This window comes from Pannonibacter indicus (assembly GCF_001418225.1).
GTDB lineage: Bacteria > Pseudomonadota > Alphaproteobacteria > Rhizobiales > Stappiaceae > Pannonibacter > Pannonibacter indicus.
In genome coordinates this window covers 47,687-69,712 of sequence record NZ_LIPT01000007.1, presented here as the reverse complement: position 1 = coordinate 69,712, position 22,026 = coordinate 47,687, and the positions used below count along the sequence as shown (strand labels likewise).

Here is a 22,026-nt window from a genome sequence, read left to right as displayed (position 1 = left end):
CTCACCACGGCCAGACGCTGATGAGCACGCGAAGGCTCATGGCAAAGCATACGATGACAGTGACCGGACGGATGATCCTTGCCCCGCCCCTGACAGCGAAATGGGCGCCGAGATAGGCACCGGCCATCTGCCCCAGCACCATGACACCGCCCGCCACCCAGGCGATCTGGCCGAAGAGAATGAAATAGAACAGCGCGCCCAGATTGCTGGTCAGGTTGAACAGCTTGGCATGCGCGGTGGCATCGCGGATGGTCATGCCGCGCAGCAGCACCAGCGACGTGGAGCTGAAAGACCCGGTGCCCGGCCCGAAGAAACCATCATAAAAGCCTATGGCAGGCGCAGCGGTCACGGCGTAGCGCTCTGCGCTCATGCGCGGCGCCCGCTCTTCATCAAGGTTCCTGGCGAAGAACAGGAAATAGAGGCCAATCGACACCAGCAGGAGCGGAATGAACAGCACCAGCAGCTCCGCATTGATCTGCTGCAGCACCCAGCCGCCGAAAATGGAGCCCAGGGATATGGCAATCATGGGCAGGATGTTTGCCCGTACCGACACCATGCCCCGGCTGATGAAATAGGTGGCCGCTGTCAGCGTGCCGGAACTGCCCTGCAGCTTGTTGGTCGCCAGCGCCGTTGCGGGCGGCAGGCCCGCCAGCAGCAGCGCGGGGATGGTGATCAGTCCGCCGCCGCCTGCAATCGCATCGATCCAGCCAGCCATGAGAGCGGCAAAAAACAGGAGGCCGAGAACCTCATAGGACAGTTCCATGGAAGAGCACCGGAAGGGGCTGGTGTCCTGCCGCCTCATATAAGGCGGCGGCACGGGCCAGCATCAGGGAATGGGACGCCTGCGATGCCACGGAATAGGAGGACTGGCAAGGGCGGTTTACGGGGTTGAACAGGTTGAAGCAAAAAGGGGAGACCGAAGCCTCCCCTTGGGCATTTCCTGTCCGGCCGTTGCACTCAGGCCTTGAACACCACAAGCAGGTCCTTGGCGTCGATCTGGCTGCCGGGGGTGACGAGCACTTCGGAGACCACACCGTCGCGCTCGGCATGAAGCGCGGTTTCCATCTTCATGGCTTCGATGGACAAGAGCACGTCACCGGCCTTGACCGCCTGCCCCGCCGCAATGGCAACGCTGGAGATGACGCCCGGCATCGGCGCGCCGACGTGGGCCTCGTTGCCGGCCTCGGCCTTGCGGCGGGCGGCATTGCCTGCCGCGCCATGGGCCCGGTCCGGCACCTTGATGATGCGCGGCTGGCCGTTCAGCTCGAAGAACACCTTCTTCTCGCCCTGCTCGTCCGTTTCACCCATCGCCTGACAGCGGACCACCAGCGTCTTGCCTGGTTCCAGCTCGACGAGAATTTCCTCGCCCACCTCAAGCCCGTAGAAATAGACCGGCGTCGGCAGCACGGAGGTCGGGCCGTACTGGCTCTGCGCCTTGGCAAAGTCGGTGTAGACCTTCGGGTACATGAGATAGGACGCCAGATCCATGTCGCTGATCTCAAGCCCGGTCTTTTCGGCCGCTTCCTTGCGGCGGGCTTCCAGATCCTCCGGCTTCAGGAGCGAGCCGGGGCGGACGGTGATGGGCGTATCGCCCTTCAGCACCTTGGCCTGCAGCGCCTGCGGCCAGCCGGCCGGGGGCTGCCCCAGATCGCCGCGCAGCATCTGCACCACGGAATCGGGGAAGGCCACATCCTTTGAGGGGTCCACCACATCGGCCACCGTCAGCCCCTGGCTGACCATCATCAGCGCCATGTCGCCGACCACCTTGGAGGACGGCGTGACCTTGACGATATCGCCGAACATCATGTTGGCATCGGCATAGGCCTGCGCCACTTCGTGCCAGCGGGTTTCAAGACCAAGCGAGCGCGCCTGTTCCTTGAGATTGGTGAACTGGCCGCCCGGCATCTCGTGCAGATAGACTTCGGAGGCCGGTCCCTTGAGGTCGCTTTCGAAGGCCGCATACTGGCCGCGCACCGCTTCCCAGTAGAAGGAAATACGGCGGATGGCCTCTGCCGAAAGCCCCGGATCCCGGTCCAAGCCCTTCAGCGCCTCCACGATGGAGCCAAGGCAGGGCTGCGAAGTGTTGCCGGAGAAGGCATCCATCGCTGCATCAATGGCATCGACGCCTGCATCCACAGCAGCCAGCACCGTCGCAGCCGAAACGCCGGAAGTGTCATGCGTGTGGAAGTGGATCGGAATGCCGATTTCTTCCTTCAGCGCCTTGAACAGGATGCGTGCGGCCGCAGGCTTCAGCAGGCCCGCCATATCCTTGACGGCAAGGATATGCGCGCCGGCCTTCTCCAGCTCCTTGGCAAGGCTGACATAGTACTTCAGGTCATATTTCGGCCTTGCACTGTCGAGCAGATCGCCCGTGTAGCACAGCGCACCCTCGCAGAGCTTGTCCGTCTCCAGCACCGCGTCGATGGAGACACGCATGTTCTCCACCCAGTTGAGGCAGTCGAACACGCGGAACAGATCGACCCCGTTCTGGGCCGCCTGATGCACGAAGAAGCGCACCACATTGTCCGGATAGTTGGTGTAGCCAACGCCGTTGGAGCCGCGCAGCAGCATTTGCAGCAGAATATTCGGCGCCTTCTGGCGGATCAGGCGCAGGCGCTCCCACGGATCTTCCGTCAGGAAGCGCATGGCCACGTCAAAGGTCGCCCCGCCCCAGCATTCCAGCGACAGAAGCTGCGGCAGACCGCTGGCATAGGCATCGGTGATGGCGGCAATGTCATGGGTGCGCACGCGGGTCGCCAGCAGCGACTGGTGGCCATCACGCATGGTGGTATCGGTCACCAGCACCTGCGGCTGCGCCTTCATCCAGTTCGCAAAGCCCTTCGGCCCCAGCCGTTCCAGCAGCTGACGGGTGCCATCGGGCTTCACACTGCCGAAATCCGGCACCACCGGCGCCGCCGCTTCCCGGCCGGGGCGCGGGCGCGAGCGGGTTTCCGGATGGCCGTTGACGGAAACATCGGCGATGTAGGTCAGCAGCTTGGTGGCGCGGTCCTGACGCTTCACCTGCGCAAACAGTTCTGGCGTGCTGTCGATAAAGCGCGTGGTGTAGTTGTTGGCGCGGAAGTCCGGGTGGCCGATGATGTTCTCAAGGAACACAAGATTGGTCGCCACGCCGCGGATGCGGAACTCGCGCAAGGCGCGCTCCATGCGCTTGCAGGCTTCCTCGGCGCTGGGGGCCCAGGCGGTCACCTTTTCCAGCAGCGGATCGTAGAAGCGGGTGATCACCGCGCCCGAATAGGCCGTGCCGCCATCGAGACGGATGCCGAAGCCGGTTGCCCCGCGATAGGCAGTGATGCGGCCATAGTCGGGGATGAAGTTCTGTTCCGGGTCTTCGGTGGTGATGCGGCACTGCAGCGCATGGCCGTTGAGCCGCACATCGTCCTGCACGGGAACGCCGCTCGCCTCGGTACCGATGGCGGCCCCGTCTGCGATACGGATCTGCGCCTTGACGATGTCGATGCCGGTCACCTGCTCGGTCACCGTATGCTCCACCTGCACGCGCGGGTTCACTTCGATGAAATAGATGGCGCCTGTGTCCGAATCCATCAGGAACTCGACAGTCCCGGCCCCGCAGTAGTTCACAGCCTGGCCGATTTTCAAGCCATAGCCGCACAGTTCCTGCCGCTGCGCCTCGGACAGATACGGCGCGGGCGCACGTTCCACGACCTTCTGGTGGCGGCGCTGGATGGAGCAGTCACGCTCGAACAGATGCACCAGATTGCCGTGCGAATCGCCCAGGATCTGCACTTCCACATGACGGGCGCGCTCGACCAGCTTTTCCAGATAGATCTCGTCCTTGCCGAAGGCGGCCTTGGCCTCGCGCTTGGCAGCGACCACTTCGCGCACCAGCGTGGCCTCGTCGCGGATGACGCGCATGCCGCGCCCGCCGCCGCCCCAGGAGGCCTTGAGCATCACCGGATAGCCGATCCCATCCGCCTGACGCTTGATCTCCTCGATGTCATCGGGCAGAGGATCGGTGGCCGGCATGACCGGAACCCCGGCCTCGATGGCGAGATTGCGCGCTGCCACCTTATTGCCAAGGCGGCGCATGGTCTCGGGCTGCGGGCCGATGAAGATGATGCCATTCTGGGCGCAGGCCTCAGCAAATTCGGGGCTCTCCGACAGGAAGCCATAGCCCGGGTGGATGGCATCGGCGCCCGAGAGTTTGGCAACCCGGATGATCTCGTCGATGGACAGATAGGCCTCGATCGGGCCCAGGCCCTTGCCGACCTGATAGGCCTCGTCGGCCTTGAAGCGGTGCAGCGCCAGTTTGTCCTGCTCGGCAAAGATGGCGACGGTTTTCAGCCCAAGCTCATTCGCGGCACGGAACACGCGGATGGCGATTTCAGATCTGTTGGCAACGAGAATCTTACGGATGGCCAAGCCCATACCTCCCCAATATGAAAGCGCATGAGTCATACAAAGGGATGAGGGCAAAGAAAAGAGCCAACACTCTTGACCTATTCGCCTGCGCCAGCTCAACAATCAAACGCCCCATAATGGGACATAATTCTTTATTTTTGACCCGGTTCAACTGGTTGCCAGGAGCAACCAGTTACGTTCCCCTCCCCCTATTTCGTGGCCCCGCCGCCTGAACACTACAAACTGTCGTAGGAACAAAACAAAAACGCATAACGGACAGCGATTCGTGCATGAGCCGTTCCGCTTTGGTGCTGAAGGTTGAGATAGCGCTCATGAAAATTGCTGACCCGGTTAACCTGATCTGCACGACTTCCTGCGCTTGACGCGATTCTGGAAAACGTCCCCCTGCCCACCTTAAATCCTTGGCCAGATTCAGGATTTCGTAGCCAACCCCTTGCCGGAAACCACATGTCGTAGGGAACAAAAACAGACTCGCGGCCTGTCTGCGATTCGATCAGCCTTTGTTCCAGACTCGTTCCTTTGCCCGGATTCGCTGCCCCGTTTCAGCCATGGCGCCGCGTTAGAACCGGGGCCGAAAATCGTGAGGGACAGGGGGAAGACCCTATGCTAGACAGCCTTCCGCATGCCCTGACATTTGTGAGGGCCAAGACACCCGGCCGAACGAAGCACTCCGCGCGATGCCTGCGATCCAGATCATGACCTTGCCGCCGGCCGCCCGGTCCAGAACCGTTACGGCGGTGCTGGGCCCGACCAACACCGGCAAGACCCATCTCGCCATCGAGCGGATGCTGGCACAGCCCTCCGGCCTCATCGGCCTGCCGCTGCGCCTGCTGGCGCGCGAGGTCTATAGCCGTCTGGTGGAGCGCGCAGGCGAGGCTTCGGTTGCCCTGATCACGGGCGAAGAGAAGATCGTCCCCAAGGCACCGCGCTTCTGGGTTTCGACGGTCGAGGCGATGCCGCTTGATCTCAACACCGAATTCGTCGCCATCGACGAGGTGCAGCTGGCAGCCGACATGGAGCGCGGCCACGTCTTCACCAACCGCATCCTGAACCTGCGCGGCCGCTCCGAGACGCTGCTGCTGGGCTCTGCGACCGCCCGCCCTCTGCTGGAAAAGCTCATTCCCGGCCTTAATGTGGTGACGCGGCCGCGCATGTCGGTGCTGACCTATGCAGGCTCCAAGAAGATTTCGCGCCTGCCGGCCCGTTCCGCCGTCGTCGCCTTCTCCTCCAGCGAGGTCTATGCGATTGCCGAGCTGATCCGCCGTCAGCGCGGCGGCGCGGCGGTGGTGCTGGGCTCGCTCAGCCCGCGCACCCGCAACGCACAGGTAGAGCTGTTCCAGAACGGCGACGTGGACTACCTGATCGCCACCGACGCGATCGGCATGGGCCTCAATCTGGATGTGGACCACATCGCTTTTGCCGGGAACCGCAAGTTCGACGGCTATCAATACCGCAATCTCAGCCCCGCCGAGATGGGCCAGATCGCCGGGCGCGCCGGGCGCCACATGCGCGATGGCTCCTTCGGCGTGACGGGCCGTGCCGATCCCTTGTCCGATGATCTCGTGGAGATGATCGAAAGCCACCGGTTCGATGCACTGAAAGTTTTCCAGTGGCGCAACACGCAGCTCGATTTCACGTCGGTTTCCAGCCTGCGTGACACACTGGATCTGCCTCCGCGCGAAGACGGGCTGGTGCGCGCACCACCCGCCGACGACGCGCAGGCCCTCGAATATGCCGCAAAGGATCACGGCATCCGCGACATGGCGTCCTCCCCCTCGCGGGTGGCGCTGCTCTGGGATGTCTGCCAGGTGCCGGACTATCGCAAGATTGCTCCGGCTAACCACGGAGACCTGCTTATCCACCTATACACGTTGCTCGTGCGCAACGGGGTGGTCGATGAAGACTGGTTTCAGCGTCAAGTGGCTTTCGCAGACAGGGTGGATGGTGATATCGACACTCTTGCGAACCGGATTGCGCACATCCGCACCTGGACTTTCGTGGCAAACCGTGCCGAATGGCTGAAGGACCCTGTTCACTGGCAGGGTGTCACCAGAGGCATTGAAGACAGACTGTCGGACGCCCTGCATGACCGTTTGACCCAACGGTTCGTGGACAGGCGGACAAGCGTATTGATGAGACGTTTGAGAGAGAACGCCATGTTGGAAGCGGAAATCACGCAGACTGGGGACGTCCTTGTGGAGGGCCAGCATATCGGCCGCCTGCAAGGGTTCCGGTTCGCGCCGGATGCGGTTGCGGACAGCCCGGAAGGGAAGGCCGTACGCGCAGCAGCCCAGAAGGCACTGGCCAGCGAGATCGAAGCCCGTTCCGACCGGCTGTCGCGCGCGCCCAATGAAGATTTCGTCCTGAGCACGGACGGCACCATCCGCTGGCAGGGCGAACCTGTCGCCCGTCTCACCGCCGGTGACGACGCGCTGGTGCCCGGCTTCGTGCTGCTGGCCGACGAGCATCTGACCGGCCCCGCCCGTGACCGGGTGCAGGCCCGCGTTGACCTGTGGGTGAAAGCCCATGTCGGCACGCTGCTGAAGCCGCTGATCGACCTGAAGGACGCCGAAGGGCTGGAAGGCCTTGCCCGTGGCATCGCTTACCGCATCTATGAGGCGCTCGGCATTCTGGAACGCCAGGATGTGGCCAATGATGTGCGCCAGCTCGATCAGGACATGCGCGCCTCGCTGCGCAAGCTGGGTGTCCGCTTTGGCGCCTACAACATCTATGTCCCGGCCCTGCTGAAGCCGGCTCCGAGCCAGCTTCTGGCCCAGCTCTGGGCGCTGAAGCACGGCACGCCGGACATGCCCGGCCTCGTGGAGCTGCCGCAGCTGTCCGCCTCGGGCCGCACCTCGATCTCCGTCGATCCGCAGATCGACAAGGCGCTGTACAAGGTTGTCGGCTTCCGCGTCTGCGGCCCGCGCGCCGTGCGCGTCGACATTCTGGAGCGTCTGGCGGATCTTATCCGCCCGCTGATCGCCTGGAAACCGCTTGATGCCAGCGTCACCCCGCCCGACGGTGCCATTGCGCAGGGCGGCGGCTTCACCGTCACCGTGGCCATGACCTCGCTGCTGGGCTGCGCCGGTGACGACTTCACGGAAATCCTGAAGTCCCTCGGCTACCGCAACGAGAAACGCGAGATCGAGCGCCCGGTCGCAGTTGCTCCCGTGGCCAGCGTGACGGTTGAGGCCGCACCTGCCGATACTGCCGCGGCCGAAACCGCCCCGGCGGAAGCGGAAGTTGCAGCGGAAAAAACCGCAACCGAGACTGAGGCAGAAACGGCTGACGCCGGTGAAGCTGCCGCAGCCGTTGCCACCGAAACCATCACCATCGACATCTGGCGTCCGGGCCGCACCGGCGGGCGTTCGCGTCAGGGCGGTGAAGCTGGCGAGCGCCGTGGCGGAGCTGAGCGCGGTGACCGCAACAAGGGCGGCCGTGGCCGTGCGCAGCAGGGCAAGCGCGGCGAAAGCGAAGGCGCAGAAGGCGGCCGCAACCGCTCCGGCGGCGAACACCGTGGAAACCGTGACGGCAACCGCGAAGGACGCCGTGATGACCGGCGCGAAGGCGGCAAGGGCGGCAAGCCGCATCATCAGGGCCAGAAGCAGGGTCAGGGCCATGCCGGCCAGCGTGACCGTGCGCCGCGTCCGGAAAAGCCGATGGATCCGAACTCGCCCTTCGCAGCCCTGCTGGCTCTGAAGGCCAACATGGAGAAAGGCAAGTCCTGAGCGCCAAAGGCACATCAGACGCGGCCCCGCACGCGGGGCCGTCCGCCTCGCAGCGGATCGACAAGTGGCTCTGGTTTGCCAGGGTAACGAAATCCCGCACGCTGGCTCAGAAACTGGCCGCCGGCGGGCATGTGCGTGTCAACCGCGAAAAGATCGGCAGCGCCAGCAAGGCCATCCGCACCGGCGATGTGCTGACCATCACGCTGGAACGGCGGGTTGTCGTGCTGGAAGTCGCCGGTCTCGGCACCCGGCGCGGCCCGGCCCCGGAAGCACAGCTGCTCTACAAGGACCTGACCCCGCCACCCGCCCCGCGCGCGGATGTGCCCTCTGCCCCGGCGCAGCGGGATCCCGGATCGGGCCGCCCCACCAAACGCGACCGGCGCCGCATGGACGCTTTTCACTCCGGCCTCGATGATCCGGAGTAAGTTGATCCCCTGACAGGCAAAAGGACGCATGCCCTTTTCTTTTCGCACGCCATTCCTGCCCTTACTGTGCTTGCCACAAAGGGGCAAAAGCGGTAGGCAACGGCCCTGAAACGGGAAGCAGGCTCTGCAGGTCCGCCGTAGCTGAGGGAGACGGCACGAGGACCGGCTGATACCGCCAGCGCCATCAAGAGGAACGCGATGACCTACGTCGTCACTGACAACTGCATCATGTGCAAGTACACCGACTGTGTCGAAGTTTGCCCGGTCGATTGTTTCTATGAAGGCGAGAACATGCTCGTCATCAATCCGGACGAATGCATCGACTGCGGCGTGTGCGAGCCCGAGTGCCCGGCCGAAGCCATTCTGCCGGATACCGAACCCGGCCTTGAGAAGTGGATCGAGCTCAACGCCGAATATGCGGCAAAGTGGCCCAACATCACCGAGAAGAAGGATGCCCTTCCCGAGGCACCCGAGTTTGACGGCATCAAGAACAAGCTGGAAACCCACTTCTCGCCCAACGGTCCGGACGGCGCCTGAGCCATCGCAAGGCTTGATGCGTCAGCATCCCGCAGCCTTGGCAAAAGCGGGAAATCCTTGACTTGACGCATGGCGGAAGCCTGCAGGTTACGATACGGAAGCAAGTTGCCAGAGCGGCCGGGATAACACCCGGTCGCTTTCTGCTTTGGTTTTTTGAGTTTTTGTGATAGGTTGTTCAAGTAGTCGTCGCAGTCTTGGTTCACCCCTCCCCCTGGAGGTTTTTTTATGGTCGCAGTCCACCGCTGGATCGTGCGCGAGATCAAGTTTCTCCGCAGCCACGCACATGTGAAATGCGGCCCGTTTGAACCGGCGAGCACCGGCGGCTGACCACCCAAGACGTACAGACAGGTCCGGAGCTCATGCGCGAGCAGGTTCCGGTCCGGTTTGCGTTATCACAGGAACAACGGTCCGCCCCGTGGCGGCCCGGTACGGCTCATTCAGCCGTAACTGCGCAGGAGTTACGAAGCGTATGGCAACCCCCACCAAGAAGACCGCGCAGCGTCAGGGCTTCAAGACTGGCGAACATATCGTTTATCCCGCTCACGGCGTCGGCCAGATCACGGCCATCGAAGAACAGAGCGTTGCAGGTTATGCGCTGGAACTGCTGGTCATCAGCTTCGAGAAGGACAAGATGACCCTGCGTGTCCCCGTCGCCAAGATCGCCTCGGTCGGCATGCGCAAGCTGGCGGATGCCGCTGCTGTGAAGAAGGCTCTGGAGACCGTTCGCGGCCGTCCGCGCGTCAAGCGCACCATGTGGAGCCGCCGCGCCCAGGAATACGAAGCCAAGATCAACTCCGGCGACCTGCTGGCCATTTCCGAAGTCGTGCGCGATCTCTACCGCTCCGACGCCCAGCCGGAACAGTCCTATTCCGAGCGCCAGCTCTATGAAGCTGCACTGGACCGGATGGCGCGTGAAATCGCTGCCGTAAACAAGTGCTCCGAGACGGAAGCCGTCAAGCAGATTGAGCAGAACCTCGCCAAAACCCCGGCCCGGGTCAAGAGCGCCGAGGAAGAAGACGAACAGGAAGAAGAAGCCGCCTGATCAGGCCGCATCTTCTACGATCAGGAAGGGCGTCCGGCGTAAGCTGAGCGCCCTTTTCGTTCTTTGCCCTCACTGAGGCCATTGTCTCATACTAACTTCCGATGAACCTGGCTTAACCGGGAACCGATCAGGCCCGTGCGGGGTTTGACAGCCCCAGGGCGTGATGCGTCAGCATCTCGGATGCCTTGGTATGATGAGACGCTGCAGCCACATTTTCGTGATGCGCCTGCGTCAGAATGTGCCAGAAACTTGGCCCGGCGGGCAGGCCGAAAGGCAGCCCTCAAACGAAAAGCCTATTCTGGGCAAGAAGTTGCCCTCCCCCGCAGCTTTGCGTGCCTGAGGCGCGCTGACGGGCACTGCATTCCCTAACTGCCACGCCACCTTCCAAACCGGGTGAAAACGCTGATCTGGACCGCCGCAAGTGGCGTAACATATCCGACAAGCAACAGGGAGCCTGCCATCATGAGTACATCGATGAGCACCCGGCGTCAGATCGTCAAGGCCGCCATCAACGCGCCGTACCTTAGCCGTGAGGAAGAACAGCAGCTCGCCATCAAATGGCGGGATGAACAGGATCAGGCCGCATTGGACCGCCTGTCCCTCTCACACATGCGTCTCGTCATCGCCGTGGCCGCCCGATTCCGCAACTTCGGCCTGCCGATGAACGACCTGATCCAGGAAGGCCATGTCGGCTTGCTGGAAGCCGCAGGCCGGTTCGAGCCGGAGCGCGAGGTCCGCTTCTCCACCTATGCCACATGGTGGATCCGCGCCTCCATCCAGGACTATATTCTGCGCAACTGGTCGATCGTGCGCGGGGGCACCTCCTCGGCGCAGAAGTCGCTCTTCTTCAACCTGCGCCGTCTGCGCGCCAAGATCAGCGCCGGGCAACAGGGCATCAACGAAAGCGAGATGCACCGGCAGATCGCCGAGACCATCGGCGTGAAGATTGCCGACGTGGACATGATGAGCGCCCGGCTGTCCAGTCCCGACACCTCGCTCAACGCGCCCCTGTCCGACACGGAAGGCAGCAGCGCCGACCGGCAGGACTTCCTCATCTCCGATGCACCGCTTCCCGATGAAGTGGTGAGCGGCGAGATCGATGGCGAACGCCAGCGCAAGTGGCTGCGCTCCGCCATGAATGTGCTGACCGAGCGCGAACGGCAGATCGTGCGCGATCGGCGCCTGAAGGAAGAAAGCGCCACGCTGGAGGCCATTGGCCAGACCATGGGCATCTCCAAGGAGCGTGTCCGCCAGATCGAGAACCGGGCTTTGGAAAAGCTGAAAGAAGCCCTGCTCAAGGCCCAGCCGGACCGTCTTGCCCTGATGCCGTGAGAGGGGCATGCTCCCAGGGGAGGAGTGCTTTTAACCGGCGATCCCTGCCAGGGCATTGATACCGGCGCTCGATGATCCTGAACTCATCGAGCGCTGGTTAAGCCCGTGCGGCGCTTGAGCATTTTCAAGGCGTGATGCGTCAGCATCTCAGAGCCTTGGTATGGGTCACCCCGGCCAAGCGTAGCGCGAGCCGGGGTCTACCCGCTTGCAAAGCGCCTCTGTCATCCTGAACTTTGGCAACGGGTCACCGCCGGAAGCACCACTCACCGCTTTGCGAACGAGTGGTCCCGGATCTCAGCCTCGCTCCGTCCGGGACGACTCCCAGGCACGGTTTCAGGCTCAGCTCACCCCCGCTTCAATCCACCACCAGCTTCACCGACGTTCCTGCCGGGATCTCGTCATCCGGGCGGAAGCCATTCAGCACGGAGAAGAACTCCAGCCGGCGGGACGGTTCGATGCCGCTCATGCCGATGGCGAGGCTGCGCGGCGTATCGCCGTCGCGGCTCTGCACCACCTTGATGCGCAGCGACTGCAGCCGCGCCCGCTCTGTCGGAGACAGCTGGCGGAAGCTCTGGATCGTCTGGTCATAGTCACGGGTGAAAGCCGCGCCCGGATCCCGGCTGGCAAAGATGAAGCGGTAGCCATTGCGGCCGATGCGCACCACGGCGATGCGGAAGGACCAGCCCTGCGTGATCGCGGAGCCGACAACCGCCGGCAGGCCGTTGATGGTTGTTTCCTTGACGCTGTCGGGAATGAGGCCGTTGATCCAGCCCGCATTCATGTAGCTGCGCAGGCTGTCATAGCCGGTCAGATCGGCACCATCAAAGCGCATGGCCGTGCCCGAGCCATTGCTGGCCAGCACAGCCTCCGGCGAGTTTTCCAGCACATAGCCGGCCGGCACCGAGAAACCGATGCCAAGCGCCTTGTGCAGGAAGTCACGCCCGCGCACGAAGCCCTCCAGCGGATCATCGCCAAACAGCATGCCGTCGATATTCGACAGATAGGCCGTGCGGTCACGCTCGCCGATGCCCGGCGCGCTGATGGCGCGGGCCTCCTGAATGGCAAGGTTCATCCGCTCCGGCGTGCTCGGATGCGAGGAAATGAAGTCCGGCGCGGAGGAGCCTTCCTTGCGGGCGCTCTGCAGGGCGGCAAAGGACGACATGGAATTGAGGAAGCGGGCGGCGGCGAAGGGATCAAACCCGGCGCGGGCCAGCGTGCGCACGCCGATCTTGTCCGCCTCCAGCTCCTGTGCCTGCGAGAAGCGGGCAAAGGAGAGCTGCGAGGAGATGACCGCCTCTTTCACCTTCTCCGGATCCTTCACCACATTGCTGACAACGCGGTTGGCGAGCTCCGTAGCCTCGGCCTTCTGCTGGCGCTGGATGGCGTGATTCGCCGTCACATGCGCCATTTCATGGGCCAGCACCGCCGCAGCCTCGGACGTGTCATTGGCCAGCGCCAGCAGCCCGCGGGTGATGTAGAGATAGCCACCCGGCAGGGCGAAGGCATTCACCGCCGGAGAATTGAGGATGGTGATGCGGTAGCTCTGGCTCGGATCATCGGAAGCAGCCACGAGGCGGCCAACAACAGCCGCAATCGCCCGCTCCGCACCGGGGTTCTGATAGACGCCGCCGTAGGTCGCCACCACACGTGGATGCTCGCGCGCGCCGATATCCGCCGCAAGGCCCGGCCGCAGCGTGCCCGGCGCCACAACACCCACAGAAGCCGAATTGCCGCCCAGCATCTGGCAGCCCGCGAGACTGGCCATCAGACCTGCCGTCAGCAGGGTGCGGAGCGCCTTGCGCACCGGACTAGACTGGTTCTTCACTGGCACTGTTCCAACCGGCAATTCATTCACCGCCCGACACTCTATCCCTGGCAAAAGCTTCAATCTGGACCGGATCGGTCACCTCCAGCAAAGGCCCGTTCCTGTCCTGCAAAATTCCCCTCACCCGGACCCAGCGCCCTTCAAGCGCCTCCGGCGGCACCCCTTTGGCGGCCAGTTCGGCATCCAGCCGGGCATCAATTGTGACTGTGAAATCCGAAGACCAGTGACGGCCGAAATTCAGATAGCGAGTCTGGCCGCTTTTTCCAAGAGATACAACAGGTCCTTCAACTATCGTGAAGAGCCCTGTGCGCTCCGAAAGCCCGGCCAGATCACCCGAGCGCAACCGCACCCCTTCGCCCCAGTCTGCCCCAAGCTTCTTTCGTGCAACGCTTTCGCGAAGCTGGAGTTCCCTCAGGCACTCAGAGGAAATGGCCGGCGCCGCATTGCCACGGGCCTTCACGGGCGGCAGAACGAAGGCAAAGCCATCGGAAAGAAGCCGCCCCTGCAGCCATCCGCCCGGTGCCACCACCTGGGCGGACCGGCGGCCCCAGCGGTCTTCCGGCCCCAGGTCGCGCACTGTCAGCCCGGTGCCGGGCGCCAGCATGTCCCGCAAGGCATCGCGGCCCGGCTGAGCCAGCCAGACGCCCGCCAGCACGATGCGGCGGCCATCCTCAAGGGTCAGTTCGCCGCCATCCGATATGGAGGCGAGGCGAACGGCTTCGGCCCTGCCTGCACTGCCATGGCAAGCCAGTTCGGAGGGAAGGCCGGCGGCCTGCGCCCGCGCGGCGGACATGGCAAAGAGCGGGAGGACCAATCCGAGCCCGCACACAAAGGCAGCGCTTCCCGCCCTGCCCCAAAGGCCTCTTGCCCTGCGCATCACAGAACTTGCCTGCATCCACCCTCCGCCCGTGGAAACCACCTGCCCCGAACCGCCCAAAGCCCTGCAGGCCCGGAAAGCCACAGCCAGGTGAGGAATATCCCGGTCTGGCACCCCTGCCGCATAGGGGATGATTGCGGCTCATAAATGGCGGAAAAGGCACAAGATTTGTGCGCATTGCGGCTTCACCCGCAATTCACACCCACCGCGGCGGCACCCTGCCCCTGACAATGGATTGTCAACACCCCCCTGCCAACACATTTCCCGCCACACACACTCTCGCCCTCGTCCGCAAATCATGCTATGCGCATTCCCGGCTGGTCCCGTAGCTCAGCAGGATAGAGCATCAGATTCCTAATCTGAGGGTCACAGGTTCGAATCCTGTCGGGATCACCATTTTTTCAGCCCAGTCAAACCGCCATTGCCGTTCTGCACTCAGTGCAGCGGAATCTCCGGCAACACATCCTTCCTTCTCTTCGGTCATGGCCGGGCTTGTCCCGGCCATCTGCAAACCATTGATTTGTTTAGATCCTCGGCACAAGGCCGAGGATGACGATGGAGGGGCTACAGGTTTGCAGGCGGCCTCATGCCCACCCGGACCGTTCAACCTCACACCCTCACCCAGGCCCCCGCCTTGTCCGATGCAAACAGGGCATCGAGGATGACCATGTTCTGGATGGCGTCTTCGGGGCCGTAGGGGAACGGGGCTTCGCCGAGGACGGCGCGGCCGAAGGCGTCGATGAGTTCGGCGTATTGATCGGCAGGCTCAACCTCGATGCGCTGCGCACCGGCATCGGCGAACTGCGCGCCATCATCCAGCAGCAGCGGGACGGACCCGCCCTGCGGGGCGTTGTAGGGGATAGTGATTTCCAGCCGCTTCTTCGTGCCCACGAGCTGCAGGCGCTGATAGGGCGCAAGCTGGGTGGCGACGGTGAAATCAAGACGGCGGCCACCGCCAAAATCCAGAATGCCGCTGGAAAGACGGTCCGTGCCGAAGGCCGGGTCCCGGTCGATCATCGACATGACGCGGACGGGCTCTGCCTCGAAGAAAAAGCGGCCGGCCACCATCGGATAGCAGCCGATATCCAGCAGCGCACCGCCGCCGATGTCCGCCCGGTTGCGGATGTTGGCAGGGTCGGCGTTGAAATAACTGAAGAAGGACTGGATGGCCCGCAGCTCGCCCAGCTCGCCCGAGCGGACGATTTCTCGCGCCCTCAGCCACTGCGGATGCCAGCGCACCATGAAGCCTTCGGCCACCAGCGGGCCGGACTTCGGCAGGGTGAGCAGCTGGCGCGCCTCTTCGGCATTGAGCGCCATCGGCTTTTCGCACAGGACGTGCTTGCCCGCCCGGGCGGCCGCAAGGGTCAGCGGCACATGCAGATGGTTCGGCAGCGGATTGTAGATGGCGTCGATGTTCGGGTCCGCCAGCAGCGCCTCATAGCTGCCATGCGCCACCTGAATGCCGAGCTGGTCTGCAGTCTCCTGCGCCTTGGCCGCATCGCGCGAGGCAATGGCGACCAGCGAGCCGGTGCGCGAAGCGCGGATGCCGGGGATCACCTTTTCACGGGCAATCTTGGCAGTGGACAGGACACCCCAGCGGATGGGCCGTGAAACCAGAGACATGAGTTACGCTCCTCAACGTATGGAAAGCCGTTCCTCCGGCAGGTCGGAGGAACGGAAAGACGGGAGCCGCAGATTGTCAGGCTTTGCCGCAGAAGGCCAGAGTCATGAGCTGAAAAACCTGCCCAGACTGCGTCACACTCTCAGTAACGCTTGGGCACGTAAAGCTCTTCCGGCAGCGTCATGCGCTCGTAATCCGGGTTGAACACGCGGTCCGGCAGCGTCACCGGATCATGCGGGATCTCCTCGTAAGGCACCATGGACAGAAGGTGCGAGATGCAGTTGAGCCGCGCCGCCTTCTTGTCATTGCCTTCGACGATGAACCAGGGCGCCTCGGGAATGTTGGTGCGGGCGAAGGTCTCTTCCTTGGCCTTGGTGTAGGCCTCCCACCGCACCCGCGACTGCAGGTCCATGGGCGACAGCTTCCACTGCTTCAGCGGATCATGGATGCGCATGAGGAAGCGCAGCTGCTGTTCCTGATCGGTGATGGAAAACCAGTATTTCACCAGCTTGATGCCGGAGCGCACCAGCATACGCTCGAACTCGGGCACGTCGTGGTAGAACTCCTCCACCTGATCATGGCTGGCAAAGCCCATGACGCGCTCGACGCCGGAGCGGTTGTACCAGGAGCGGTCGAACATCACCATTTCGCCGGCAGCCGGCAGGTGCGGCACATAGCGCTGGAAATACCACTGGCTCTTTTCGCGTTCGGTCGGGGCAGGCAGCGCCACGACACGGGCGACGCGCGGGTTCAGCCGCTGGGTGATGCGCTTGATCACGCCGCCCTTGCCGGCCGCATCACGGCCCTCGAAAATGACGACCAGTTTGTAGCCGGTGTGCTGCACCCAGTCCTGCATCTTCACCAGCTCGGCCTGAAGGCGCAGCAGCTCGTGGAAATAAACCTGCCGCTCCACCGTTGACTTGTGCTTCAGATCGGAGATGAAGGCGAGTTCACGGGCCAGTTCCGGCGACATGAGCTGGTCGTCGATCTCCATTTCCAGCTCTTCGTCCAGGCTGTCCAGCCACTCCGCCTGCGCCCAGCTGATATCCCGATTGTCGTCCATGACCGTCCCGTCTCCAGATCCGGCGGCTGCGCCGCCCTTGATGCCGGCAAACTACACGCCGATTGCGACAGATTGCCGAAGGTCCCGGCCTGATGTGGGGATTTTCGCGCCAGCCGGGAAGGGAACCGGGAACGAAAACGGGCGGCAAAGCGCCGCCCGTTCTGTCTTTGTGAAACGGTTGCCGGATCAGAGCTTGTCGGTCACGACCGTGGTGGTGGCGCCGGAAGGCTCCTTGGTGATCACAGGGTCGGAGCCGCCGGAGAGCAGCGACTTCACGGTGCGCTCGTAAGCCTCCATGTCGAGCTTGCCGTCGGATCCATCCACCAGCTTCACCACTTCGCCGACCATGCGCTTCTGGTGCTTTTCGGTCTGGGCACCGGTCGCATCGTTTTCCAGCACGATCTCGGCGGCTTCATCCGGATTCTCGGCCGCATAGGCCCAGCCCTTCATGGAAGCGCGCACGAAGCGGGCGTATTTGTCCACCATGGCCGGATCGTTCAGGCTGGCTTCCAGCACATAGAGCCCGTCTTCCAGCGTGGCGACGCCCTGATCCTCATATTTGAAGACCACCAGATCATCTGCCGGAATGCCGGCATCGATCACCTGCCAGTATTCATTGTAGGTCATGGTGGAGATGCAGTCGGCCTGCTTCTGCAGCAGCGGATCCACGTTGAAGCCCTGCTTCAGCACAGTGACGCCATCGGCCCCGCCTGCCGTGGGTATGTTCAGCTGGCTCATCCACGACAGGAACGGATATTCGTTGCCGAAGAACCAGACGCCCAGCGTACGGCCCTTGAAATCCTCCGGAGAGGTGATGCCGGTTTCCTTGCGGCAGGTCAGCATCATGCCGGACTTCTTGAACGGCTGGGCGATATTGACGAGCGGCACGCCCTTCTCGCGGGAGGCGAGGGCGGACGGCATCCAGTCGATGATGACGTCGGCACCGCCACCGGCGATCACCTGCGGCGGGGCAATGTCCGGGCCGCCCGGCTTGATGGTGACATCAAGGCCTTCAGCCTCGTAGAAACCCTTGTCCTTGGCCACGTAGTAGCCCGCGAACTGCCCCTGCGTCACCCACTTGAGCTGCAGCGTCAGCTGATCCGCCGCATGGGCCGGGCCCGTGGTGAGGGCTCCTGCCAGCATGGTGGCGGCGGCGAGGGCCTTTACTGCGAAATACGCCATTCCCCTTCTCCTCTTGCATCCCCGGAGCTGAGGCCCCGGTCTCTGGAAGTGTCATGCGGGAGCAGGCGTGGCGGCGTGAAGACTGCCAGCCGGTTTCCGGTGGCGGGTCTCCCCATATCCTTCGCCTCCCCCCTCCGGGCCCGTTTGCCGGGCCATCTTCTTGTCGTCACCTGACCATTTGGTCAAAAAAGCCTAGGGAACCTGCGGCCCTAAGGTCAAGGTGATTATTTACGCAGCGGCGGCTATTTTGTAACCAGACGCAAGGTCAAGAGTGCGCGGCTTTCGGGGCCGGGTCAAAGGGTTTCCGCCTCCGCAATTGGATGGATTGCAGGCAGGCAGCTGTCATCTTATGTTCATATGAACGTCGCTAGCGGTTCATATGAGCGGACTATGGGAGAGGAACCGCCCGGTGCATAGTCAGCCGAAAGACGGCAATGGCTTGAGGCCTGACCCCGGAAGAGCGGGCGGCAACCAGAGTAGTGGTGCGAATATGCTCGGTCAGCAGGACTTAAGCAACAGGCAATCGGAGATTGCCGATCTGGTACAGAGCCATGGCTTCATGTCGGTGGAAAGCCTTGCCGAACGCTTTGACGTGACGACCCAGACCATCCGGCGCGATGTGAACCGGCTGTGCGAAATGGGCATCCTGCGGCGCACCCACGGCGGGGTGGAACCTCCGGTGCCAGGCGGCAACGTGCATTACAGCACCCGCCGCATCATGAACCTGCCGCAGAAGCGCCGCATCGCCCGCAGGGTCGCCAGCATGATCCCTGACGGGGCATCGCTTGCCTTCTCCATCGGCACCACGCCGGAACTCGTCATGCAGGAACTGGTGCGCCACGAAGGCTTGCGCATCTTCACCAACAATCTCTATGTTGCGGTGACAGCCTCGGAGAACCCCGGCTTTCATGTCACCATCGCCGGTGGGCGCCTGCGTTCGGGCGACAGGGACGTGCTGGGCACGGTGACGCAGGACTTCTTCGCCAGCTACAAGGTGGACTACGGCATCTTCGGTGTCGGCGGCGTGGATGAAGACGGCACGCTGCTGGACTTCACCGAAGAGGAAGTGGCGGCACGGCAGGCGATCCTTGCCAACTGCCGCAATTCCCTGCTGGTGCTGGACCAGAGCAAATTCGGCCGCGTTGCCCATGTGCGCGGCGGGCACCTCAGCCACCTCAGCCATGTGGTCTGCGATGGCCCCATCCCGGAAGCGCTGGTTCCCGTGCTGGAAGCCTCGGGAACACAGCTGGTCATCTGCCCGCCGGAAGAAGACTGACCGGCCTACCGGCCGTCATCCGCAAGCCTGCCCATCTGTCCGCCCGCAATCACCGCGACAGATTTCAGCACCATGAAGCAGGGCACATCCGGCGCCAGTTGCAGGCTGGTAGCGGAGCGGGCGGTGATCCGGGCGAGGAACAGATGCGGGCCGCAGACCAGTTTCACCAGCAGGCTGCCGGTCTGGGCCGGTGTCAGACCAGTCACCTTGGCCGGCAGCACGTTGAGAGCCGACAGGCCCTGCGGCACGTGGCGGGAGATGAGGATATCCTCCGCCTCAATGCGCAGCCGCACAGGCTTACCCGGATGGGCAGAGAGGCGCGGCAGCAACAGGCGGTGATCCGCCCCGCCTCCGTCAGGCAGGCTAACCTCCGTCAGGCCATCGTCCGTATGGGCGCGGACGGTTCCTTCCAGCAAAGCGCCAGCGCCGGAAGGCCCGAGGGCGGCGAGGGACTGCGGATCGGCCAGAACTGCGCCGGGCGCCCCGGCGTGGCGCACACGGCCTGCCTCCAGCAGCACCACATGGGAGGCAAGGCGGGTGACTTCCGCCAGCGAATGACTGACATAAAGCACCGGCACATCGCTGGTCCGGGTCAGCCGCTCCAGATAGGGCAGGATCTCGGCCTTGCGTGCCTCGTCCAGAGCGGCCAGCGGCTCGTCCATCAGCAGGAGACGCGGACGGGAGAGCAGCGCCCGGCCAATCGCCACCCGCTGCTTTTCACCGCCCGAAAGCGCCGCCGGACGGCGGGCGAGCAGTGGTGCGAGCCCAAGCAGATCAACGATCCGCTCCAGATCCACCGGCCTGCCGCCCCCGTTGAAGGCATGGCCATAGAGCAGGTTCTGCCGGACGGTGAGATGTGGAAACAGGCGGCCTTCCTGAAACACATAGCCGATACGGCGCCGGTGCGGCGGGATGAAGATGCCCGAAGCACTGTCCCACAGAACCTCGCCATTCAGCCGCACATGGCCCGCATCCGGGCACAGCAAACCAGCCACAGCCTGCACAAGCGTCGTCTTTCCCGAGCCGGAACGGCCAAAAAGCGCCGTCACCCCGGCGCTGCCGGTGAAGGCCGCGTCCAGCGAAAAGCCCGGAAAGGCATGACGGATGGAAACATCAAGCGTCATCGGCCGGAAATCCTGCGGGCGACCCGTGCGGAGACGAATTCGGACAGAAGCAGCGCCGCCATGGCAATGGCAATCGCAATCAGTACCAGCCGGAAAGCGGCCGGCTCGCCGCCCGGCACCTGCAAAAAGGCATAGATGGCGGAGGGCAGCGTCTGCGTCTGGCCGGGAATGTTGGAGACAAAGGTAATGGTGGCACCAAACTCGCCCATCGCCTTGGCAAAGGCGAGGATCGCCCCGGCGATGATGCCCGGCAGGATCAGCGGCAGGGTAACGGTGAGGAACACCCAGAGGCGCGAGGCCCCCAGCGTCGAGGCCGCTTCCTCCAGCTTCACATCCACCGCCTCGATGGAGAGCCGCATGGCCCGCACCATCAACGGAAAGGCCATGACGGCTGCCGCGAGCGCCGCACCGGTCCAGCGGAAGGCGAAGACGATGCCGAAGGTTTCCTCCAGAAGGCTTCCCACCGGGGCCCTGCGGCCAAAGGTGATGAGCAGCAGATAACCGGTGACGACCGGCGGCATGATCAACGGCAGATGCACGAGGCCATTGAGCAACTGCCGCCCGTAAAACCGCCCCCGCGCCAGCGCAAAGGCGGTGGCAAGACCCAAAGGCAGGCTGATCAGCGTGGCCCAGAAGGCAACCTTGAGGGAGAGCGCCACGGCGCGCCACTCTTCAGGACTGAGCCATTCCGTCATTGCCACCCCGCCAAACCTGCCGATGCTTCAGGCCCATCACTGCTTCAGAACCGTAAAGCCTTCCGCCTGGAACACGGCAGCGGCCTTTTCACCCTTGAGATAATCCAGAAACGCTTCCGCCCCATCCCGTGCCGAAGCAGTGAGCGCTGCGGGAAATACAATAGGAGCATGGCTTTGCGCCGGGAAGGTGCCAACAATGCTTACCTTGCCGTCCGCCGCCGCATCGCTGCCATAGACAATGCCGTAAGAAGCGCCGCCAACGGAAACGAGAGCCAGCGCCACGCGCACATTGTCCGCCTGCGCCACCTTGGGCGCAACAGATTCCCAAAGTCCCAGCGAGGAGAGCGCCTCCTTGCCATAGACACCCGCCGGAACGCTGTCCACCAGCCCCATGGCCAGCTTGCCATCGCCGATCATGCCGGAGAGGTCCAGCTCGGAAGTGATTTCCACCTTTGGCGCATCACCGCCATGGGCGACAAGCACCAGCGTATTGCCCAGAAGATTAACCCGGGTCCCGGACCTGATCAGACCAGCCTCGTCCAGCTTGTCCATCCAGTCCGTGCTGGCCGAGATGAAGATATCTGCCGGCGCTCCCTGCTCGATCTGCCGGGCGAGTGCCGCACTGCCGGCATAGGACACCACAACAGCCCCGCCTCCACTGGCCTGATAGTCCGCCACAATCCGCTGCAGCGCCGTCTGAAGCGCTGCCGCCGCAAACACCGTCACCTCCTGTGCCTGTGCGGCAAGGCTGGACAGGCACAGGGCCGCAACCGCAGCCACCGCGAGTGCGGCACCGCGCAGGCGCCCCGCCGTGCTGCGGCAAAGATGGATGGTCATGCGTCTCTCCCTGAGAGGCAAAAGGCAACCATCAGCTGCCTCGTTATATTCGAAAGGAAAT

The 22,026-nt window shown here is 63.5% G+C and carries 16 protein-coding genes and 1 tRNA gene; 7 read left to right on the top strand and 10 right to left on the bottom strand.

Features of this window, described 5'->3' with window-relative positions; all coding sequences use genetic code 11:
- Position 1: 1 nt before the first annotated feature.
- Entirely contained in the window at positions 2–763 is a 762-nt protein-coding gene (locus ASC48_RS11725; RefSeq protein ID WP_055455932.1) for a TSUP family transporter, read from the bottom strand.
- Positions 764–957: 194 nt separating this feature from the next.
- The gene (pyc, locus tag ASC48_RS11720) at positions 958–4,401 is read right to left on the bottom strand and encodes a pyruvate carboxylase (RefSeq protein ID WP_055456045.1); all 3,444 of its coding nucleotides are present in this window, start codon (positions 4,399–4,401) and stop codon (positions 958–960) included.
- A 695-nt stretch (positions 4,402–5,096) separates the two neighbouring features.
- Between pyc and ASC48_RS11715 the strand changes: the two genes are divergently transcribed.
- The 5 genes from ASC48_RS11715 (at position 5,097) to ASC48_RS11695 (ending at position 11,465) form a co-directional block, all read left to right on the top strand.
- Positions 5,097–8,129, top strand: coding sequence for a helicase-related protein (locus tag ASC48_RS11715; protein WP_244270050.1), 3,033 nt, complete (start codon positions 5,097–5,099; stop codon positions 8,127–8,129).
- Positions 8,126–8,554, top strand: coding sequence for an RNA-binding S4 domain-containing protein (locus tag ASC48_RS11710; RefSeq protein WP_055455930.1), 429 nt, complete (start codon positions 8,126–8,128; stop codon positions 8,552–8,554). Before ASC48_RS11715 ends, ASC48_RS11710 begins: the two co-directional genes overlap by 4 nt.
- 198 nt (positions 8,555–8,752) lie before the next feature.
- Complete coding sequence (fdxA, locus tag ASC48_RS11705; protein WP_055455929.1) at positions 8,753–9,091, top strand: ferredoxin FdxA; 339 nt, start codon at positions 8,753–8,755, stop codon at positions 9,089–9,091.
- A 469-nt stretch (positions 9,092–9,560) separates the two neighbouring features.
- Positions 9,561–10,133 carry a CarD family transcriptional regulator gene (locus tag ASC48_RS11700; protein ID WP_055455928.1) on the top strand — a complete coding sequence of 191 codons (573 nt, stop codon included), beginning with the start codon at positions 9,561–9,563 and terminating at the stop codon, positions 10,131–10,133.
- Between the two features lie 462 nt (positions 10,134–10,595).
- On the top strand, positions 10,596–11,465 hold the full coding sequence (locus ASC48_RS11695; RefSeq protein ID WP_055455927.1) for an RNA polymerase factor sigma-32: 870 nt from the start codon (positions 10,596–10,598) through the stop codon (positions 11,463–11,465).
- Between the two features lie 355 nt (positions 11,466–11,820).
- On the opposite strand, the gene ASC48_RS11690 is transcribed toward ASC48_RS11695, so the two are convergent.
- Entirely contained in the window at positions 11,821–13,290 is a 1,470-nt protein-coding gene (locus tag ASC48_RS11690; RefSeq protein ID WP_208975687.1) for a M48 family metalloprotease, read from the bottom strand.
- A gap of 22 nt (positions 13,291–13,312) precedes the next feature.
- Entirely contained in the window at positions 13,313–14,083 is a 771-nt protein-coding gene (locus tag ASC48_RS11685) for a cupin domain-containing protein (protein ID WP_141658931.1), read from the bottom strand.
- A 403-nt stretch (positions 14,084–14,486) separates the two neighbouring features.
- On the opposite strand from ASC48_RS11685, the gene ASC48_RS11680 reads away from it, so the two are divergent.
- A tRNA-Arg gene (locus ASC48_RS11680) sits at positions 14,487–14,563 on the top strand.
- 213 nt (positions 14,564–14,776) lie between these two features.
- On the opposite strand, the gene ASC48_RS11675 is transcribed toward ASC48_RS11680, so the two are convergent.
- From ASC48_RS11675 to ASC48_RS11665, 3 genes are all read right to left on the bottom strand, one after another.
- Positions 14,777–15,790, bottom strand: a complete 1,014-nt coding sequence (locus ASC48_RS11675; RefSeq protein WP_055455924.1) for a Gfo/Idh/MocA family protein — start codon at positions 15,788–15,790, stop codon at positions 14,777–14,779.
- Positions 15,791–15,930: 140 nt separating this feature from the next.
- Entirely contained in the window at positions 15,931–16,851 is a 921-nt protein-coding gene (gene ppk2, locus ASC48_RS11670; RefSeq protein ID WP_055455923.1) for a polyphosphate kinase 2, read from the bottom strand.
- 186 nt (positions 16,852–17,037) lie between these two features.
- Positions 17,038–17,994 (bottom strand): ABC transporter substrate-binding protein, encoded by a 957-nt coding sequence (locus tag ASC48_RS11665; protein WP_244270053.1) that lies wholly within the window; start codon positions 17,992–17,994, stop codon positions 17,038–17,040.
- A 529-nt stretch (positions 17,995–18,523) separates the two neighbouring features.
- On the opposite strand from ASC48_RS11665, the gene ASC48_RS11660 reads away from it, so the two are divergent.
- A complete protein-coding gene (locus ASC48_RS11660; RefSeq protein ID WP_055455921.1) occupies positions 18,524–19,309 on the top strand; it encodes a DeoR/GlpR family DNA-binding transcription regulator in 786 nt (261 codons plus the stop codon).
- A 5-nt stretch (positions 19,310–19,314) separates the two neighbouring features.
- Here the strand turns inward: ASC48_RS11660 and modC are convergent, their stop codons facing one another.
- From modC to modA, 3 genes are read right to left on the bottom strand one after another with little or no spacing between them, the layout of a single operon-like run.
- Complete coding sequence (gene modC / locus ASC48_RS11655; RefSeq protein ID WP_055455920.1) at positions 19,315–20,433, bottom strand: molybdenum ABC transporter ATP-binding protein; 1,119 nt, start codon at positions 20,431–20,433, stop codon at positions 19,315–19,317.
- A complete protein-coding gene (modB, locus tag ASC48_RS11650) occupies positions 20,430–21,128 on the bottom strand; it encodes a molybdate ABC transporter permease subunit (protein WP_055455919.1) in 699 nt (232 codons plus the stop codon). The genes modC and modB overlap by 4 nt, the downstream gene beginning before the upstream one ends.
- A 36-nt stretch (positions 21,129–21,164) precedes the next feature.
- Positions 21,165–21,965, bottom strand: a complete 801-nt coding sequence (gene modA, locus ASC48_RS11645) for a molybdate ABC transporter substrate-binding protein (RefSeq protein WP_082440100.1) — start codon at positions 21,963–21,965, stop codon at positions 21,165–21,167.
- Between the last annotated feature and the right edge of the window lie 61 nt (positions 21,966–22,026).

Coding starts and splice junctions, on each gene's coding strand:
- modB (WP_055455919.1), bottom strand. CDS start 21,128: ATGACGGAATGGCTCAGTCCTGAAGAGTGGCGCGCCGTGGCGCTCTCC.
- ASC48_RS11665 (WP_244270053.1), bottom strand. CDS start 17,994: ATGCTGGCAGGAGCCCTCACCACGGGCCCGGCCCATGCGGCGGATCAG.
- ASC48_RS11675 (WP_055455924.1), bottom strand. CDS start 15,790: ATGTCTCTGGTTTCACGGCCCATCCGCTGGGGTGTCCTGTCCACTGCC.
- ASC48_RS11695 (WP_055455927.1), top strand. CDS start 10,596: ATGAGTACATCGATGAGCACCCGGCGTCAGATCGTCAAGGCCGCCATC.
- modA (WP_082440100.1), bottom strand. CDS start 21,965: ATGACCATCCATCTTTGCCGCAGCACGGCGGGGCGCCTGCGCGGTGCC.
- fdxA (WP_055455929.1), top strand. CDS start 8,753: ATGACCTACGTCGTCACTGACAACTGCATCATGTGCAAGTACACCGAC.
- ASC48_RS11685 (WP_141658931.1), bottom strand. CDS start 14,083: ATGTCCGCCGCGCGGGCGCAGGCCGCCGGCCTTCCCTCCGAACTGGCT.
- modC (WP_055455920.1), bottom strand. CDS start 20,433: ATGACGCTTGATGTTTCCATCCGTCATGCCTTTCCGGGCTTTTCGCTG.
- ASC48_RS11660 (WP_055455921.1), top strand. CDS start 18,524: ATGCTCGGTCAGCAGGACTTAAGCAACAGGCAATCGGAGATTGCCGAT.
- ASC48_RS11715 (WP_244270050.1), top strand. CDS start 5,097: ATGACCTTGCCGCCGGCCGCCCGGTCCAGAACCGTTACGGCGGTGCTG.
- ASC48_RS11700 (WP_055455928.1), top strand. CDS start 9,561: ATGGCAACCCCCACCAAGAAGACCGCGCAGCGTCAGGGCTTCAAGACT.
- ASC48_RS11725 (WP_055455932.1), bottom strand. CDS start 763: ATGGAACTGTCCTATGAGGTTCTCGGCCTCCTGTTTTTTGCCGCTCTC.
- ppk2 (WP_055455923.1), bottom strand. CDS start 16,851: ATGGACGACAATCGGGATATCAGCTGGGCGCAGGCGGAGTGGCTGGAC.